We start from the raw sequence: 18043 nt of genomic DNA on the forward strand, positions 1-18043 counted from the left end.
TTGATTTAGCGTAGGATTCGGTTGTCTAAGCCAACCCTGCCACCGCCTCTCGCGAGCCACACCCGCCATGACCGATGATACGTTGCTGCCGCTCTCATTTCCAGCCGTTGGACGCAAGAAGATCACAGCTGCGTTTGACGGCGGACGCATCACCTCGGATGGTGGCGTCATGCTTTTGGCAGCGGCCGAGCGACGCCTGCAACTGGCCGACAGGCTGGCCGCCGCGATCCACGATCCGCGCGATCCAGCGCGGGTGACGCACGCCATGGCCGACATTGTGCGCGCCCGCATCTTTGCGATCGCATGCGGCTACGAGGATGCCAACGATCTCGACCGGCTGCGCACCGACCCGGCCTTCAAGCTCGCCTGCGGGCGGCTGCCCGACAGCGGGATTGATCTGTGCTCGCAGCCGACATGCTCGCGCCTCGAGAACCTGCCCGACCTGCGCACCGTCATCCGGCTCGGCTGGGTGCTGGTCGATCTGTGGCTGTCGAGCTATGCCGCGCCGCCCAAAAGCGTCACGCTCGACATCGACGACACGGTGGATGTCGTTCACGGCCATCAGCAGCTCTCGCTGTTCAACGCCCATTACGACGAGCGTTGCTTCCTGCCGATCCACATCTACGACGCCGCGACAGGACGCCCGGTCGCCATGATCCTGCGTCCTGGCAGGACCCCGGCGGGCAAGGAGATCCGCGGCCATCTGCGCCGGCTTGTCCGGCGCATCCGCGCCCGCTGGCCGACCACCCGCATTCTGATCCGCGGCGATGGCCACTATGGCCGGGCGCAAGTCATGGCATGGTGCGAGGACAATGCGGTCGACTACCTCTTCGGATTGCCCGGCAACAAGGTTCTCCAGCGTCTCGTTGATGAAGCCGCCGACGATATCCGCACCCGCCGCGCGCTCGAGCAGAAGCCGGTGCTGCGCGGCTATGCCGAGACCCGATACAAGGCGAAATCCTGGAGGACGGAACGCCGCGCCTGCGCCCGCATCGAGGCAACCACCCTCGGCCTCGACATCCGCTTCGTCGTCACCAATCTCGACAAAGGCTCCGCCGAGCATGTCTACGATGTGATCTACTGCGCCCGCGGCCAGGCCGAAAACCTGATCAAGATGCACAAGAGCCAGCTCGCCTCCGACCGCACCAGCTGCCGCTCACCGATTGCCAACCAGGTCCGTCTCGTCCTGCACACCGCCGCATACTGGTTGATGCTCACCCTGCGCGAGGCAGTGCCCACGACCCATCATCTGTGCAACGCCGAGTTCTCTACACTGCGGCTCAGGCTTCTCAAGCTCGGCGCCCGCGTCACCGAAACCGTCTCGCGCATCCGTCTGGCCTTCGCCGCCGCCTGTCCCGAAGCAAGTCTGTTCCGAACGATCGCCATCACGCTGCAGCCCGCAGGGCCATGAGCGCCGGGGCATCAAAGCCCCACCGAACCCGATACCTTGACCCTCCAGCGCGTTCCAAAGTCCAGTCTCAGCTGCGGTGAAAAAGACGCCTCACACCTTCATGACCGAACGCCAAGCGGCAAGGAACCAGGCCGCTCGTGAATAGGACGGGCTAGAAACTGCGTAGTGCAGCTTGCATCTGTCCGATTGTGTATCCCTGCTTGAAATAATGCTGCTGCGTCACGCCTTGACGTGTGTGACCGACGATTGCCTTTACGAGGTTTTCCTCTATGCCAGCCTGCAGTAGCCTTGTGATCATGGTGTGCCGAAAGCTGTGAAACACTAAGTCCTTTGACTTGATGCCAAGCTGAACCAGGAAGCGCTCATTGAACCAGCGTCCGAGGGCTCGGCCATAGCCGTCCTTCGAGGTGAACTGGAACTCAGGAAAGAACCGTGTCTCGCCTCGCGACTTGAGCGTTTTCAAGCGCTCCAAGATTCCAAGCTCTAGGAGGCGTTCGTGGATAGGCACAACCCTTCGAGATGCGGAGTTTTTTAGGCTCTTTGCCTCACCTTCGTCGTTGAAGTCGAAACACCAAATCCCGTCAGTCACTTCAATGTCGGCGATTTCTAGCTGGCATATCTCATTCAATCTGGCGCCGGTATAGAGACCAATCAACGGCCCCCATTTTTGGTAATCCTTGTTCAGCAATCCTCGTGCGTTTTCGAGAAGCTCGCTAAGCATCAGATCGATATGAGTTTGAGAGAACGGCTCTCTCTGAGCCTCTTCGTCATTCTTCTTGTTTTCTCTGAGTGTGGCTCCGTCGAACAGATTTTCCGCGACATATCTGTTTCTCTTTGCCCAAGAGAATAGGCCCGCATAGGTCTGCAGATAGGTGTTGATGGTGCGGACAGTGAGCGTCTCATGACCCCGCAGATTCGCTATTTCCTCGATAGACAGGTTGCGGGTGGCTTCGATCTTATTCCTATTTCGAGGATAATTTAGAAGAAGCTCTTTCACCCGTTGCGCGTCGGAAGATGCGACTTGGGTAATCTCGATGTCGGATCCTAGGATTTCGTTCAAGAGTTCGATGTGCTGGCGCTTCTGCTCTTCCGACCGTCTGACCCAGCGCCCCGCTTTCTTCTCCTCGGCTATGAATTTCACAGCTACCGCACTGAGGGTGCCTTTCGAGATGGACGCTGGTTTTGCGAATGTCGTCCCTGAGGGAAGGGCGGCTTCGTTAAAGTCGAAAGTTTCAAAGGACTGATCATGGGCCAGAACCTCAGCGCAGTACGCCTTATATGCCTTCTTCATTTCGCTCTTGAATGTCGCGAAGGCGTCAGACCCCGGAGTCAGCGGAAGCTGGTGAGACTCGGCAAAGCGGATAGCTAGCGAGTCGTCGGTCTCATGCGGGAAGATATCGCCGCCGGTCAACATCGCGTCGTCTGCAAACGCTAACCCGTTTTGATAGGCCGCCAAGGCCTCAGGTCTCAGTCGGCCCTGCGCAGCTATCTCATTTTTGCGGCGTTCCAGCGCATCTCGAAAGTGCGTTCTAAGTGCAGCACGTATTTCATCGTAGCGCATGCCGGATGCAGACCACCGTTTCATAAGGACTTGGCCGACATAGCTTAGGTGTCGAGCTAGGTACAAGGCTTCCGAGTCGATCCGCGTATGCAGTGAGATTTTGAGGCTCGCTGGCTTCCCGCCGCTGACAGCACAAGGCTTTGTTAGCGGCCAGCGAAAATAGAAAATCCTGTTTCGGGAGAGTTCGAGATAGGTCGGATTGCGCATTCTGGTGCATCCCCTGGATGCCTCACCAGCGAAAACTCAGCGTAACCCATTGATATTCTAGAGGATGGTGGGCGTGACAGGGATTGAACCTGTGACCCCTGCAATGTCAATGCAGTGCTCTCCCGCTGAGCTACACGCCCATCCGAAGCCGCGCATACACCATTTTTGATCCAGCGCGTCAATAGCAGGAAAAAGGAAAGAAGGCGTCGTCTCGCCGCAGTGGCGAAGAGGTGCGGCGCCTCGCTTAAAAAACGGCTCAGGCCGCCTGCAGCATCTTCTCGACCTCGTTGACGAGGTCGCGGAGATGGAACGGCTTCGACAGCACCTTGGCGTCTTTCGGCGCCTTGGAATCCGGGTTCAGCGCAACGGCGGCGAAACCGGTGATGAACATGACTTTCAGATCGGGATCGATCTCTGTGGCGCGCCGCGCCAGCTCGATGCCGTCCATCTCCGGCATGACGATGTCGGTCAACAGCAGCGAGAACGGCTCCTCGCGCAGCCGTTCATAGGCGCTGGCGCCATTGTCGAAATCGCTGACCTGGTAACCGGCGCGCTCCAGCGCCTTGACGAGGAACCGACGCATATCGTCGTCGTCTTCCGCCAGAAGAATGCGTGCCATGATATCCCGTCCGAATCACCCGCCCGAGATTGCCGTTGGGCAAGCCCGTTAACCATCCTGTATATGAGGAGGTGAGGGTAAACATCAAGTGAACGCGGACGGCGATGATCCATATTTGCCCGACGGCGTGGCCGCTGAAATGCTGGACACGCGGCCAGCAAGGTGGCACTTTCACATCATGATGCACTGGTGTTTTCGGGTTCGCTCAAATTGAAGACGGCAGCCGAGGATTTTTCGGTCTTTCCACCCTTCGAAATCCGGTCGGGCGCTGAGCAGCGCGTCCCCTTCCTCTTCAATTCACCGCATAGTGGCCGCTACTATCCCGAACGCTTCCTTGCCATGGCAAGGCTGGACCGCAACGCTATCCGCCGGTCGGAAGATTGTTACGTCGATGAGCTGTTCGGCGGCGCCGTCGCACTCGGCGCGCCGCTGCTGGCGGCAAATTTCCCGAGGGCCTATCTCGACGTCAACCGCGAGCCGTGGGAACTCGATCCGCGCATGTTCGCCGAGCCGGTGCCGTCCTTCTGCAACATCCGCTCGGCGCGGGTGGCGGGCGGGCTTGGCACGGTGCCGAAGCTGGTCGGCGAGGGGCTCGACATCTATTCCGGCCGGTTGCCGCTGGCCGAAGCGGTCGCCCGCATCGAGGCCGTCTACAAGCCCTATCACGAGACGCTGAAACGGCTTTTGACCAGGACCCATGCACGGTTTGGCTTTGCCGTGCTGATCGACTGTCATTCGATGCCGGCAAGCATCCGTGTCGGCGACAGCGGCCTGCGGCCCGACTTCATCATCGGCGACCGTTTCGGCATCTCGGCGACCGCGGCCCTGACCGAGACGGCGATCGGCCTGCTCACCGCCATGGGCTATACGGTCGCCCACAACAAACCCTATGCCGGGGGCTTCATCACCGAACATTATGGCCGCCCGGCGCGCCATCTGCATGCGCTGCAGATCGAGGTCAATCGCGGGCTCTACATGAACGAGCGGACATTCGAGAAGGCCGCCGGCTTCGACGCGCTGGCCGACGATCTGACGCGATTTTCAGCCGACTTGATGTCGATGCCTGATCATCATTTCATCGACCTGCCGCTGGCGGCGGAGTGAGCGACCTGCCGCTCGCTGGCCGCAGAACGAAATCGCGACATAAAAAAAGACCGCATCGTTTGCACGATACGGTCGAAGTCTAGGGAGGAAACGCCCAAGGAGGGCATGGACAGGAAAACCTGTCCGAGGTCGAGGGTATTGTGCGCTGCACAAATGTCAAGCGACCTTCAGGCTTTTTTAATTCAGAGTGATGTGGAAATTGCGTTTCGACGACGCCGATGTGATATTTTGGCAACATCTGTCCTGGCGAATAAATCGATAAACAGGCTTGTTTTGGCGAGAAAGTATCGGCAGAGCCCGCTTGGGCACTCTGCAATGCGGGAGAATCAGTTGGACATCAGCATCGATTTCATGCGCCGTATCGCGCAGGCGGCAGCGGCCGAGACCTTGCCGCGCTTTCGCGCCCAAGGTGCGGTCGCCAACAAGGAAAAGGGCAGTTTCGATCCGGTCACCGAGGCCGATCGCGAGGCCGAGCGCGCCATCCGGGCGCTGATCTCGGCTGAGTATCCCGACCATGGCATTCTGGGCGAGGAGCACGGCAGCGAGAACATTACGAGCCGGCATGTCTGGGTGATCGACCCGATCGACGGCACGCGCGCCTTCATCTCCGGCCTGCCGGTGTGGGGGACGCTGGTCGGGCTGACGGTCGACGGCGACGCCGTTGCCGGCATGATGGCGCAGCCCTTCACTGGCGAGCTGTTCTACGCCAACGCCTCGGGTTCCCACTATGAAGGGCCGGGCGGGCCACGCAAGCTTTCGACGCGCAAGACGACCAATCTCGCTGAAGCGACGCTGTTCACCACCACGCCGGCGCTGTTCAAGGGCGCGGCGCGCGAGCGTTACGACCAGTTCGAAAAGCAGGTCCAACTCGCCCGCTATGGCGCCGATTGCTATGCCTTCGCCATGATCGCGTCGGGAAGCGTCGACATCGTCGCCGATCCAGGATTGAAGCCCTACGACATCGTGGCGCTGATCCCGATCATCGAGAAGGCCGGTGGTGTCGTCACAACATTCGATGGCGGGCCGGCGGAGAAGGGCGGCGACGTCCTGGCCGCAGCGACGCCGGAGCTTCACGCCGCAGCCATGGCCGCCTTGCGCGGCTGAGACCGCCACATTTCAACGCGGTTTGATCGAGCGCTGGAATTCCGCTGGCGTGCGGCCGTAAACCTGCCTGAAGGCGGAACTGAAATGGCTGTGGCTGGAGAAGCCCAGGTCCATGCCCAGCGTGGTCAGATTGTCGTAGCTGCCCAGCAGGTCGAGCGCACGTGCCAGCCGCAGCCGCAGATGGTAGCGATAGAGCGGCATGGCTTCGACCTGCTGGAAAACCTGCGTCAGGTAGACCGGCGAGACACCGACCTCGACGGCAATTTCCGCCAGCGTCCAGCGTCGTGACAGATCCGAAGACAGGACAAGCTTGGCGCGGTCGACCAGCTTCTGGCGCCCAGCGCTGGCGCCGGCGACATGCGAGGTCCGCTCGCCAAGAGAGCGCCGCACCAGCGTCAACGCCAGGGTTTCGGCCTCGAGCGTTTCGGCGATTTTGCGGCTCAGGCTGTGGCGCAGCAAGGCCACCAGTGCCTGTGCCCGCGGGTCGATGCGCCGGCGCTGACGGCGAAAGGCTGGAGCGGCGCCGCCGGTGCGCAACTGTTCCTTCGGCGCCAGTTCAAGCAGCTGAGCCTCCTCGATGACGAGATCGAGACAGGAATCGCCGCCCTCGACAGGATGGCTGATCCGGTAGGCTTCGGCCTCATTGAAAAACAACAGTTGGTTGGCCTCGGCAACGGCATCCTGGCGGCCGACATGGCGCACGAAAACGCCGCGGTAGGGAAACACCAGGTGCGTGGCCGACGTGCACTCTTCTTCGCTCCGGTGACGGCATTCGCCGCTGCAGACGACATCCCGCACCCTGACAGTGCCGGTGTCCAGAAGCGGTTGCACCATGAATTGCGACATGGCCGTTGCGCTCTTTCCCTTGCGCCGGAACATGGTGCCGGCATTGCAGGGCATTCTACGCAATCGGTCCGCCCATTCCTGTCAGGAGACTTGCCGACAGGCCGTTCCTCAATCCCACGACCGGCGGATGGATTCAGAATAGGCTTCGCCGCGCGACAGGCCGATGTCCTTGAGCTGGTCGTCGGTCATTTCGAGCAGAGCGCGGCGGCTTCGGCGCCTTTCCATCTGGCGGCCGATCCAGTCTGCCGCCGCAGCGACGTGTGCCCCCAGGGACTGCCGCATGGTCGCGGTGCGGATTGTCGGCGCCCGTGCCGGGACAGGGCCGGCCAGGCATTGCGCCGCTGCTGTATGATCGGGGCGCATCGCTCAGTCCTCCCTGGTGCCGGCCGCGGAGGCGCCGGCTTCGTTCAGCGCTTGCGCGCACTCCTCGCAGCAGACTTCGACGGTCTTGCCGCCGACCTTGACGCGGATCGGGTTGGCGTCCAGCTGGCAATCGCAAGCAGCGCAGGTGTTCTCGGTCATGATCTCATCTCCATGGCGTTCAGTTCGACGCGGGCAGATGAGCATTCCGCAGCGATACGGGCTGTCAGAATCTTTAGCACTTTGCGTGCCGCCAGGCGCCGGCTGGCTCATGCAACTGACAACAGGGTGTCAGTAGACACCGGCTATGGAGGGTCATTGCCAGAGGGAGAACCAGACATGCCGACGCACTCAACAGCCAGCCGCGCCCAGGACATTCCGGCGGACGGCCGCAGCGATTTCGATTTCTTCTTCGGCACTTGGGATGTCAGCCATCGAAGGCTGCAAAAGCGTCTGGCGAGCGACACCAATTGGGACGCATTCACCGGCACATGCGCGGTGAGCCCGCTGCTCGGCGGCCTCGGCAATGTCGACGACAATGTGATCGAGCTGCCGGATGGCGCCTATCGCGCCGCCACGGTGCGGACCTTCGATCCGGCGACACGGCAATGGTCGATCTGGTGGATCGATGGCCGCAACCCCCTGACCATCGACGTTCCGGTGCGCGGTGCGTTCGTCGACGGCGTCGGCACGTTCCTGTGTGAGGACGTCTTCGAGGGTCGGCCGATCCAGGTTCGTTTCCTCTGGTCGGAGATCGCGCAAAACACGGCGCGCTGGGAGCAGGCCTTTTCGCAGGATGGCGGCGCGACCTGGGAAACCAACTGGATCATGGAGTTTGCCCGCCAGCCATGAACCGGCGACCGGCGCCTGTCAGGCAGTCGGGTCGTCGCTGCCGGGAATGAAGGCGTCGAAGGCGGCGAGCAATTGCTCGCGATAGATGTCGGCTTCCTGCAGGATTTCGTGGCGGGAGCCGTCGATCATCAGCAGCGAACCGAGCCGCAGACGCCTGGCGTAGGCCTCGACGGCCTTGGTCGAGACGACCTGGTCGGCGCCGGCAGCGATGATCAGCATGGGAACCTGAATTCTTGCCATGAAGTCGCGATCGCTGACGGCCTCGGAGGCTTTCGCGGCTTCCCGCAGCCAGCGGATCGTCGGACCGCCAAGCGCCAGTTGCGGATGTTCTTCGTAGAGCCGCGTATTGCGCCGATAGCGTGCTGGGTCAGACGTCAGCTTGTTGGTCTCGAAAGGGGCCGTCACCTTCGGCCGCGGACCCCAGGCGGCATAGAGCCGGCCGAGGCCGAGAGCGCAGAACAACGAGCAGACGCGGCGAACCGTCGATATCGAGACCGGCAGATCGGGCAGTGTCAGGAAGGGCGCGATCAGCACCATGCGCCGCACGCGGTTGACCATCGACGGTACGGCAAGCAGGGTTATCAATGCGCCTGCCGAATGCGCCAGGATGTAGTACGGCCCACGGCAATCGGGCAGCACGATCTCCTCGAAAAATTGTTCGAGGTCTGCCGTATAGTCGCGGAAACTCCTGACATAGCCGCGCTGGCGATCGCGGATCAGCCGGTCGGAATCGCCCTGGCCGCGCCAGTCGAGGGTGGCGACGCCGAAGCCGCGATCGGCAAGGTTGCGGATGGTCTCGAAATATTTCTCGATACACTCGTTGCGGCCGGTGAGGAGGACCACGGTGCCCTTCATCGGGCGAGCGACCGCGCCGAACAGGCCGTAGCGGATATTCTTGCGGTCACGCGTGGTGAAGAAGCCGCCGGTGGCGTTTTCCGGCCGCGGATTGCCCTCAATTTCGTGAAAAAGAGAGTTCTCGGTGAAAAGATCCGTCATTCGGCGCTTCGTGCTCGGCGTCTCGCATGCCCGCCTGCGCTGGCCGGCTCCGCTAAGGTGATAGACGCCCATGCGCCAAAAGCCAAGGAATTCCCGGTGACGGGAGGCTGCAACGGGGAAGGCCGGAAGCCGCTTGAAAGCGTGCTTCCGGCCTCTGTCGATCCGGGAGGAAGGGACGTTAACACCCGGTCGGCCTCGTTGCGGCGCCTGTTGTGCGATCGGCGCCGCCAGTCCTTGATCCTGGAATGCACTCTAGCGCCGGCTGTCTGAACGCGCGCCGAAGCGCCGGTTCATCTGCCGTTCATCTGGGAATCAGCCGCATGGCTTTTGCCGTCGGGTGAAATCTTGAAATGCCTTCGGGCGCTCCCCAAATGTCTCATGCGGTCGCCAATGTCGGGGCCGCTGGTCCAGCCGAAACGCCGCTCAAGGGTTTCGCACCGGCCATACGCAAACTATGTTGCTCAACAGGAGAACACCTCATGCGTCACGTTGATTTTTCCCCGCTTTATCGCTCGACCGTCGGCTTCGATCGTCTGTTCACGATGCTGGATTCGCTTGCGCAGCCGGATGGCGCGCAGACCTATCCGCCCTACAATATCGAGCGCACCGGCGAGGATTCCTACCGCATCTCGATGGCGGTTGCCGGCTTCTCCGACGAGGAAATCTCGATCGAAGCCCATCGCAACGTGCTGACCGTGAAAGGTGAGCGCAAGGACGAGGGTACCGGCGAAGGGTCGGAACTGCTCTATCGCGGCATTGCCTCGAGGGCCTTTGAGCGCCGCTTCCAGCTTGCCGACCACGTTGAAGTCGTCGGTGCTTCGCTGAAGAACGGCCTGCTCTTCGTCGACCTCAAGCGCAACATCCCCGAGGAGCTGAAGCCGCGCAAGATCGCCATTACGGCGTCTTCGGCCAAGGCCAAGCAGATCGAGGCCAAGACCGCTGCCTAAACTCTGTTCTGCGCAATTCCGGGCGGAAAACCGCCTAACACTTTTCCTGGAATTGCTTTGAAGTCTCCTCCCGAGACGGAAGCGGCGCCGAAAGGCGCCGCTTTTTTGTTGTCAGGGATACTGATTATCCTGCGATCAGCTGGCCAAAGCGGTCGACATCTTCGGCCGTCGTCGCAAAGCTGGTGACGAAGCGATAGAGCAACTCGTCCTCGCCGATATGGCCGTCGAAACCATGCGGCTTGTGCCAGTCGTAGAAGGCAGCGCCGGCTGCCTGCAGCTTTTCGGCCTCGGCTTTCTTGATCACCGCGAACACCTCGTTGGCCTGCGGCAGCCAGGCCAGCTTCGCCGTTGCCGAATCCTCGATCGCTGCCGCGAGGCGCGCGGCCATGGCGTTGGCGTGGCGGGCGGTGTCCAGCCACAATCCGTCCTTGAAATAGGCCTCGAACTGCGCCGCGACGAAGCGCGATTTCGAAAACAGCTGGGCGGCGCGCTTGCGCAGGAAGGCCAATTCCCTGGCGCGGTCGAGATCGAACAGCACGATCGCCTCGGCGCACCAGCAGCCGTTCTTGGTGCCGCCGAAGGACAGGATGTCGACGCCGCGTTTCCAGGTCATTTCGGCCGGCGTCGTCTCGAGCGCGACCAACGCGTTGGCAAAGCGGGCGCCGTCCATGTGCAGGGGCACTGAATGCTTCTTGGTAATCGCCGAGATCGTGTCGATTTCATCCAGCCCGTATATGGTGCCGACCTCGGTCGACTGGGTGATCGAAACGGCCATCGGCCGTCCCCAATGGACGATTTCGGGCGCGAAGCGGCCGATGGTCTTCTCGAGATCGTGCGGGTCGATCTTGCCCAGCGCGCCGTCGATCGCATGCAGCCGCGAGTCGGAAAAATATTGCGGCGCGCCGCATTCATCCTCGATGACATGCGATTCGCGGTGGGCGAAGGAAATGCCGCCTGGCTTGTTGTAAGTGCTCAGCGCCAGCGAGTTGGCGGCGGTACCGGTCGCGACGAAGAACACCGCAACCTCGCGTTCGAAAATCTCGCTGAAGCGCTGATAGACGGCCTGGTCGAGCGCACCGTCGCCATAGGCGGTGGAAAAGCCGCCGGCCGCGGCCGACAGGCCGGCAACGATATTGGGATGGGCGCCTGCCCAATTGTCGGAAGCGAAGAACATGCATTCTGCCTATGTCTTGGGAGATCGGGAATTTGGGGAGATCGGGGGTTTGGGGAGATCAGCCTGAAGTTGACCGGTTTCGCGCCCTGATCGCAAGGGGCCAGACGCCGGAAAATCGGTAACGCCAGCCAGTCGGCAAGAAAGGGGCCAGCGACTGAAGCTTACGTTTTCCCTCAACTTCACGACATTTTCTGTCGCGAAAGGCCCAAGTTTTTTGTGAATCGGTCTTGTGTGCGTCCGGGAATTCTGTCATAAAAATTTAGGACAGTAGTGCTGTCTTATTTTGTCGCACAAAACAAGCTGGATTGGCGTATCATTTGGGCCTCTCCGGCTGTTGCCGCGAGCGACAGGTGGACGGCCTCAAACTGGCCTGTACGATTACGAACCATGCGGACAGCTGCCTGGTTCGGCAAGAATTTCGCAAGACGTGCCACAAGGATCGGGGTGAGCCAAGTGCTTGCCGAGGCAAACCAGCGCCCGAAGGGCTGGAATGGAGGACAGGATGACGGACATGACGCACTCTGCGACGAACGGCCAGGCCGCGCAGACGAAAGCGGCAACCGTCAAAAACACCTTGCGGTCCAATATCGGCCGAACCGCCAACGGCTTTTCGGCCCAAGGCCTCTACGATCCGCGCAACGAGCATGACGCCTGCGGCGTCGGCTTCATCGTCAACATGAAGGGCGTGAAGTCGCACCAGATCGTCAAGGACGGGCTTGCCGTGCTCGAAAACCTGACGCACCGCGGCGCCGTCGGCGCCGATCCGCTGGTCGGCGATGGCGCCGGCGTGCTGGTGCAGCTTCCCGACCATTTCTTCCGCGAGGAGATGGCAGCCCAGGGCATCGACCTGCCGGCTGCGGGCCAGTACGGCGTCGGACACTGGTTCATGCCGCAGGACGCGGCACTTCGCGCCCATATCGAGGACATCATTGCCGAATCGGCGCAGTCAGAGGGGCTTCCGCTTATCGGTTTCCGTGACGTGCCCGTCGACAATTCGTCGCTGTCGAAGGCGCCTGACATCGTGGCATCCGAGCCGTTCCATCGGCAGGTCTTCATCGGCCGCACGCCAGACATTACCGATGACGAGGAATACGAGGCCAGGCTCTATCTGCTGCGCAAGGTCATATCGGGCCGCATCTATGCCGAGAACGGCAACATGGACATCGGCGCCTATTGTGTGTCGCTGTCGGCGCGCACCATCGTCTACAAGGGCATGTTCCTGGCCTACCAGGTCGGTGCCTATTACAAGGACCTGATCGATCCGCGCTTCGAGACGGCGCTGATCCTCGTCCACCAGCGCTTCTCGACCAACACGTTCCCGTCATGGAAGCTGGCGCATCCCTATCGTATGGTCGCCCACAATGGCGAGATCAACACCGTGCGCGGCAACAACAACTGGATGGCGGCCAGGCAGGCTTCGGTCGATTCCGAACTGTTCGGCAACAACATCTCGAAGCTTTGGCCGATCTCCTATGACGGCCAGTCCGACACCGCCTGCTTCGACAATGCGCTCGAGTTCCTGTTCCAGGGCGGGTACAGCCTCAGCCACGCCATGATGATGCTGATCCCGGAAGCCTGGGCCGGCAACAAGCTCATGGATGCCGATCGCAAGGCCTTCTACGAATACCATGCGGCACTCATGGAACCATGGGACGGGCCGGCGGCGGTGGTCTTCACCGATGGCCGCCAGATCGGCGCCACGCTCGACCGCAACGGACTGCGCCCGGCGCGCTACATCGTCACCGACGACGACCGCGTCATCATGGCCTCGGAAGCCGGCGTGCTGCCGGTGCCGGAGGAGAAGATCGTCAAGAAGTGGCGGCTGCAGCCCGGCCGCATGCTGCTGATCGACCTGGAGAAGGGACGCATCGTTTCCGACGAGGAGCTCAAGTCGGAGATCGCGACCAAGCATCCCTACAAGACCTGGCTCGCCAATACGCAGCTCATCCTGGAAGATTTGAAGCCGGTCGAACCGCGCGCGCTGCGCAAGGACGTCAGCCTGCTCGACCGCCAGCAGGCGTTCGGCTACAGCCAGGAAGACACCAAGCTGTTGATGTCGCCGATGGCGACGACGGGCCAGGAAGCGGTGGGCTCGATGGGCACCGACACGCCGATCTCGGCGATGTCGGACAAGTCGAAGCTGCTCTACACCTATTTCAAGCAGAACTTCGCCCAGGTCACCAACCCGCCGATCGATCCGATCCGCGAGGAGCTGGTGATGAGCCTGGTGTCCTTCATCGGGCCGCGGCCCAACATCTTCGACCTGGTCGGCAATTCGCGCCGCAAGCGGCTCGAGGTGCGCCAGCCGATCCTGACCAATGGCGATCTCGAAAAGATCCGTTCCATCGGCCACACCGAGGACCGCTTCGACACCAAGACGATCGATATCACCTATGGCTCCGCCGAAGGGGCCGCGGGCATGCAGGGCGCCATCGATCGCCTGTGCGAGCGGGCGGAGGCAGCGGTCGCCGGCGGCTACAACATCATCATCCTGTCCGACCGCCAGGTCGGGCCGGACCGTATCGCCATCCCGGCGCTCCTGGCGACGGCGGCTGTCCATCATCACCTGATCCGCAAGGGGCTGCGCACCTCGGTCGGTCTCGTCGTCGAATCCGGCGAACCGCGCGAAGTGCATCATTTCTGCTGCCTTGCCGGCTATGGCGCCGAGGCGATCAACCCTTACCTCGCCTTCGACACGCTGCTCGATATGCACAAGCGCGGCGAGCTGCCGAAGGAGGTGGACGCCTACGAAGTCGTCACGCGCTACATCAAGTCGATCGGCAAGGGCATCCTCAAGGTGATGTCCAAGATGGGCATCTCGACCTATCAGTCCTATTGCGGCGCGCAGATTTTCGACGCCATCGGCCTGAAGAGCGATTTCGTGCAGCAATATTTCACCGGCACCGCGACGCTGATCGAAGGCGTCGGGCTGGACGAGATCGCGACCGAGACGCTCAGCCGCCACAATGACGGTTTCGGCAACGACCCTGTGCTGCGCAACAGCCTCGAGGTTGGCGGCGAATACATGTTCCGCATGCGCGGCGAAGCGCATATCTGGTCGCCCGATGCGGTCGCCACCTTGCAGCATGCCGTGCGCCAGGGATCGTGGGAGACGTTCAAGGACTATTCCGCCCAGATCGACAGCGAGACGGCCCGCGCGCAGACCATTCGCGGCCTGTTCAGGCTGAAGCTGGCGCAGGAAACCGGCCGTGAGAAGGTCGCGCTCGACGACGTCATGTCGGCGGCCGACATCGTCAAGCGGTTCTCGACCGGAGCGATGTCGTTCGGCTCGATCTCGCGCGAAGCGCACACCACGCTGGCGCGCGCGATGAACCAGATCGGCGGCAAGTCGAACACCGGCGAGGGCGGCGAAGAGGCCGACCGCTACCTGCCGCTGCCTGGCGGCGGCAAGAACCCCGAACGCTCGGCGATCAAGCAGGTCGCCTCGGGTCGGTTTGGCGTCACGGCCGAATACCTCGTCAATTCCGACATGATGCAGATCAAGGTGGCGCAGGGTGCCAAGCCCGGCGAGGGCGGCCAGCTGCCCGGCCACAAGGTCGACGCGACCATCGCCAAGGTCCGGCATTCGACGCCGGGCGTCGGCCTGATTTCGCCGCCGCCGCATCACGATATTTATTCGATCGAGGATCTGGCGCAGCTGATCTACGACCTGAAGAACGTCAATCCGGCGGCTGACGTGTCGGTCAAGCTGGTCTCGGAAGTCGGCGTCGGCACGGTTGCGGCGGGCGTCGCCAAGGCGCGCGCCGACCACATCACCATCTCGGGCTATGATGGCGGCACCGGCGCTTCGCCGCTGACCTCGCTCAAGCATGCCGGCAGCCCGTGGGAAATGGGCCTTGCCGAGACGCACCAGACGCTGGTGCTGAACGGTCTGCGCTCGCGCGTTGCGCTGCAGGTCGACGGCGGCTTGCGCACGGGGCGCGACGTCATCATCGGCGCGCTGCTCGGCGCCGACGAGTTCGGCTTCTCGACCGCGCCGTTGATCGCGGCCGGCTGCATCATGATGCGCAAGTGCCATCTCAACACCTGCCCGGTCGGCGTCGCGACGCAGGATCCGGTGCTGCGCAAGCGCTTCAAGGGCACGCCCGAGCATGTCATCAACTTCTTCTTCTACGTCGCGGAAGAGGTTCGCGAGCTGCTTGCCGAGATGGGCTACACCCATATCGACCAGATCATCGGCGACACCGATCTCCTGGAAAAGCGCAACCTGATCGTGCACTGGAAGGCGCGCGGGCTCGATTTCTCGAAGATGTTCTTCAAGCCGGATGCGCCGCATGAAGCTGTGCACTGGACCGAGCGGCAGAAGCACCCGATCGACGACGTGCTAGACCGCAAGCTGATCGAACTGGCAAAGCCGGCGCTCGAGAGCAAGCAGCCGGTCAAGATCGAGGTCGATATCCGCAATGTCGACCGCTCCACCGGCGCCATGCTGTCGGGTGAAGTGGCCAAGCGCTTCAAGCACAAGGGCCTGCGCGAGGACACGATCCAGGTGAAGTTGACCGGCACGGCCGGCCAGTCCTTCGGTGCGTTCCTGGCGCGCGGTATCTCGTTCGAGCTTGTCGGCGCCGGCAACGACTATGTCGGCAAAGGCCTGTCGGGCGGACGCATCGTCATCCGGCCGCCGGAAGAAGCCAAGATCGTCGCCGCGGAGTCCATCATCGTCGGCAACACCGTGCTTTACGGCGCGACCGAGGGCGAGGCCTATTTCGCCGGTGTCGCAGGCGAGCGTTTCGCCGTGCGCAATTCGGGTGTGGCCGCCGTCGTCGAAGGCGTCGGCGACCATGGCTGCGAGTACATGACCGGCGGCATCGTCGTCGTCATCGGCAAGACCGGCCGCAACTTCGCCGCCGGCATGTCGGGCGGCGTCGCCTATGTGCTCGACGAGGCGGGCGATTTCGCCGAGCGCTGCAACATGGCGATGGTCGAGCTGGAGCCGGTTCCGGAAGAAGACGACCTGATGGAAAGGCTGCTGCATCATGGCGGCGACCTTGACCACAAGGGTCGCGTCGATGTCTCCGGCGACATGACCAGCCACGACGAGGAGCGGCTCTACCAGCTGATCTCCAACCACGTGCATTACACCGGATCGGTACGCGGTCGCGAGATTCTCGACGACTGGACGATTTTCCGGCCGAAGTTCCGCAAGATCATGCCTGTCGAATACCGTCGCGCCCTGATCGAAATGGAACGCATGCGCATGGGCGTCGCGGCGGAATAGGCTTTGCAATTGCCGGGGAGCCCAGGCTTCCCGGCCCATCTTCATCGACAGTTTGACCTCCGGCGCAAGGTTGCCATGGCTGCCTCAAGGGGTTAACGGGTGCGGCGAAAACCGCACCATCTGGACAGCAGGAACTGGACTATGGGCAAGGTAACAGGCTTTCTTGAAATCGACAGGCAGGTGCACAAGTACCAGCCGGCCTCCGACCGCATCCGGCATTTCCGTGAATTCACGCTGCCGATGTCGGATAAGGAGGTCGAGAAACAGGCCGCGCGCTGCATGGATTGCGGCATTCCGTTCTGCCACGGGCCGACGGGCTGCCCGATCCACAACCAGATTCCGGACTGGAACGACCTCGTCTACAATGGTGACTGGGACAATGCGATCCGCAACCTGCATTCGACCAACAATTTCCCGGAGTTCACCGGCCGCATCTGCCCCGCGCCCTGCGAGGAAGCCTGCACGCTGAACCTCGAGGACATTCCCGTCGCCATCAAGACGGTCGAGCAGGCGATCGCCGACAAGGCCTATGAAACCGGCCACATCAGGCCTTATCCGCCGGAAAAGAAGACCGGCAAGCGCGTCGCCGTTATCGGCTCCGGCCCTGCCGGCATGGCGGCTGCCCAGCAGCTTGGCCGCGCCGGCCACGACGTCCATGTCTATGAGCGCGAAAGCCGGCCGGGCGGGCTGATGCGCTACGGCATTCCCGACTTCAAGATCGAGAAGCACTATATCGACCGGCGCATCGAGCAGATGCAGGGCGAAGGCGTGACCTTCCATTGCGGCGTCAATGTCGGTGTCGACAAGCCTGTTGCCGAGCTGCTCGCCGAGCATGATGCCGTGCTCTATTGCGGCGGGTCGGAAACACCGCGCGCGGCCGGCATTCCCGGCGACGATCTCGGCGGCGTGCATGACGCGATGCCCTATCTGGTGCAGCAGAACCGGCGTGTCGGCGGCGAACCGATCCAGTCCGTGGCGTGGCCGTCGCATCCGATCATCGCCGGCGGCCAGCATGTCGTCGTCGTCGGTGGTGGCGATACCGCGTCCGACTGTGTCGGCACCGCTTTCCGCCAGGGCGCCGTGCGCGTGACCCAGCTCGACATCCGCCCGCAGCCGCCGGAAAAGGAAGACAAGCTTTCGGTCTGGCCCTACTGGGCGACCAAGATGCGCACCTCGTCCTCGCAGGCCGAAGGCGCGGAGCGCGAATTCCAGGTGGCGACACTCGAATTCATCGGCGAGGAAGGCCAACTGACCGGCGTCAAGTGCTGCGAGGTCGACGAGAAGCGCAAGCCGATCGCCGGCAGCGAATTCGTCATCCGCGCCGATTTGGCCTTCATCGCCATCGGCTTTGCCGGGCCGGCCGCTGCCGGAGTGGCGAAGGAGCTGGAGGGTGAGATGAAGATCGCCACCGACAGCCGCCGCTCCAGGAATGTCGAGGCCAATGACCGCGATTACAGGACCAGCGTTGACAGGCTCTATGCGGCCGGCGACGTGCGTCGTGGCCAATCGCTGGTCGTCTGGGCGATCCGCGAGGGCCGTCAGGCGGCTCGCTCTATCGACGAGGCATTGATGGGGTCGAGCGTCCTGCCCCGCTGAGCCCGGCCTCAGAGCCGCTTTGCGATA

14 protein-coding genes and 1 tRNA gene are annotated in these 18043 nt (G+C 62.3%); 7 read left to right on the forward strand and 8 right to left on the reverse strand.

Annotated features, from left to right (window positions below):
• The first annotated feature begins 67 nt into the window (after nucleotides 1-67).
• On the forward strand, nucleotides 68-1411 hold the full coding sequence (locus HB777_01490; GenBank protein QND62715.1) for an IS1380 family transposase: 1344 nt from the start codon (nucleotides 68-70) through the stop codon (nucleotides 1409-1411).
• A 151-nt stretch (nucleotides 1412-1562) separates the two neighbouring features.
• Here the strand turns inward: HB777_01490 and HB777_01495 are convergent, their stop codons facing one another.
• The 3 genes from HB777_01495 to HB777_01505 all read right to left on the reverse strand — a co-directional run bounded on the left by HB777_01495 (nucleotide 1563) and on the right by HB777_01505 (nucleotide 3798).
• Nucleotides 1563-3179, reverse strand: a complete 1617-nt coding sequence (locus tag HB777_01495) for a site-specific integrase (protein QND62716.1) — start codon at nucleotides 3177-3179, stop codon at nucleotides 1563-1565.
• 65 nt (nucleotides 3180-3244) lie between these two features.
• Nucleotides 3245-3319 (reverse strand) — tRNA-Val (locus tag HB777_01500).
• A 116-nt stretch (nucleotides 3320-3435) separates the two neighbouring features.
• Nucleotides 3436-3798: a response regulator gene (locus HB777_01505; GenBank protein ID QND62717.1), complete on the reverse strand. Its 363-nt coding sequence runs from the start codon at nucleotides 3796-3798 to the stop codon at nucleotides 3436-3438.
• 162 nt (nucleotides 3799-3960) lie between these two features.
• Between HB777_01505 and HB777_01510 the strand changes: the two genes are divergently transcribed.
• Both HB777_01510 and hisN read left to right on the forward strand, forming a co-directional pair.
• Nucleotides 3961-4902 carry an N-formylglutamate amidohydrolase gene (locus tag HB777_01510; protein ID QND62718.1) on the forward strand — a complete coding sequence of 314 codons (942 nt, stop codon included), beginning with the start codon at nucleotides 3961-3963 and terminating at the stop codon, nucleotides 4900-4902.
• Nucleotides 4903-5232: 330 nt separating this feature from the next.
• A complete protein-coding gene (gene hisN, locus HB777_01515; GenBank protein QND62719.1) occupies nucleotides 5233-6006 on the forward strand; it encodes a histidinol-phosphatase in 774 nt (257 codons plus the stop codon).
• Nucleotides 6007-6018: 12 nt separating this feature from the next.
• On the opposite strand, the gene HB777_01520 is transcribed toward hisN, so the two are convergent.
• The 3 genes from HB777_01520 to HB777_01530 form a co-directional block, all read right to left on the reverse strand.
• On the reverse strand, nucleotides 6019-6852 hold the full coding sequence (locus HB777_01520) for an AraC family transcriptional regulator (GenBank protein ID QND68608.1): 834 nt from the start codon (nucleotides 6850-6852) through the stop codon (nucleotides 6019-6021).
• 108 nt (nucleotides 6853-6960) lie between these two features.
• Entirely contained in the window at nucleotides 6961-7215 is a 255-nt protein-coding gene (locus HB777_01525) for a DUF1127 domain-containing protein (protein ID QND62720.1), read from the reverse strand.
• A 3-nt stretch (nucleotides 7216-7218) separates the two neighbouring features.
• Complete coding sequence (locus HB777_01530) at nucleotides 7219-7374, reverse strand: hypothetical protein (GenBank protein QND62721.1); 156 nt, start codon at nucleotides 7372-7374, stop codon at nucleotides 7219-7221.
• 177 nt (nucleotides 7375-7551) lie between these two features.
• Between HB777_01530 and HB777_01535 the strand changes: the two genes are divergently transcribed.
• On the forward strand, nucleotides 7552-8064 hold the full coding sequence (locus tag HB777_01535) for a DUF1579 domain-containing protein (GenBank protein ID QND62722.1): 513 nt from the start codon (nucleotides 7552-7554) through the stop codon (nucleotides 8062-8064).
• Nucleotides 8065-8082: 18 nt separating this feature from the next.
• On the opposite strand, the gene HB777_01540 is transcribed toward HB777_01535, so the two are convergent.
• Nucleotides 8083-9060, reverse strand: coding sequence for an alpha/beta hydrolase (locus tag HB777_01540; GenBank protein ID QND62723.1), 978 nt, complete (start codon nucleotides 9058-9060; stop codon nucleotides 8083-8085).
• A 479-nt stretch (nucleotides 9061-9539) separates the two neighbouring features.
• On the opposite strand from HB777_01540, the gene HB777_01545 reads away from it, so the two are divergent.
• A complete protein-coding gene (locus HB777_01545; GenBank protein QND62724.1) occupies nucleotides 9540-10007 on the forward strand; it encodes an Hsp20 family protein in 468 nt (155 codons plus the stop codon).
• Nucleotides 10008-10131: 124 nt separating this feature from the next.
• On the opposite strand, the gene HB777_01550 is transcribed toward HB777_01545, so the two are convergent.
• Nucleotides 10132-11181 carry a low specificity L-threonine aldolase gene (locus HB777_01550; GenBank protein ID QND62725.1) on the reverse strand — a complete coding sequence of 350 codons (1050 nt, stop codon included), beginning with the start codon at nucleotides 11179-11181 and terminating at the stop codon, nucleotides 10132-10134.
• A gap of 502 nt (nucleotides 11182-11683) precedes the next feature.
• Here HB777_01550 and gltB point away from each other — a divergent pair.
• The gene (gene gltB, locus HB777_01555; protein ID QND62726.1) at nucleotides 11684-16420 is read left to right on the forward strand and encodes a glutamate synthase large subunit; all 4737 of its coding nucleotides are present in this window, start codon (nucleotides 11684-11686) and stop codon (nucleotides 16418-16420) included.
• 141 nt (nucleotides 16421-16561) lie between these two features.
• Complete coding sequence (locus HB777_01560) at nucleotides 16562-18016, forward strand: glutamate synthase subunit beta (GenBank protein QND62727.1); 1455 nt, start codon at nucleotides 16562-16564, stop codon at nucleotides 18014-18016.
• Nucleotides 18017-18043: the final 27 nt, after the last annotated feature.

The sequence above is a fragment of the Mesorhizobium loti genome (assembly GCA_014189435.1).
GTDB classification, from domain to species: domain Bacteria; phylum Pseudomonadota; class Alphaproteobacteria; order Rhizobiales; family Rhizobiaceae; genus Mesorhizobium; species Mesorhizobium loti_G.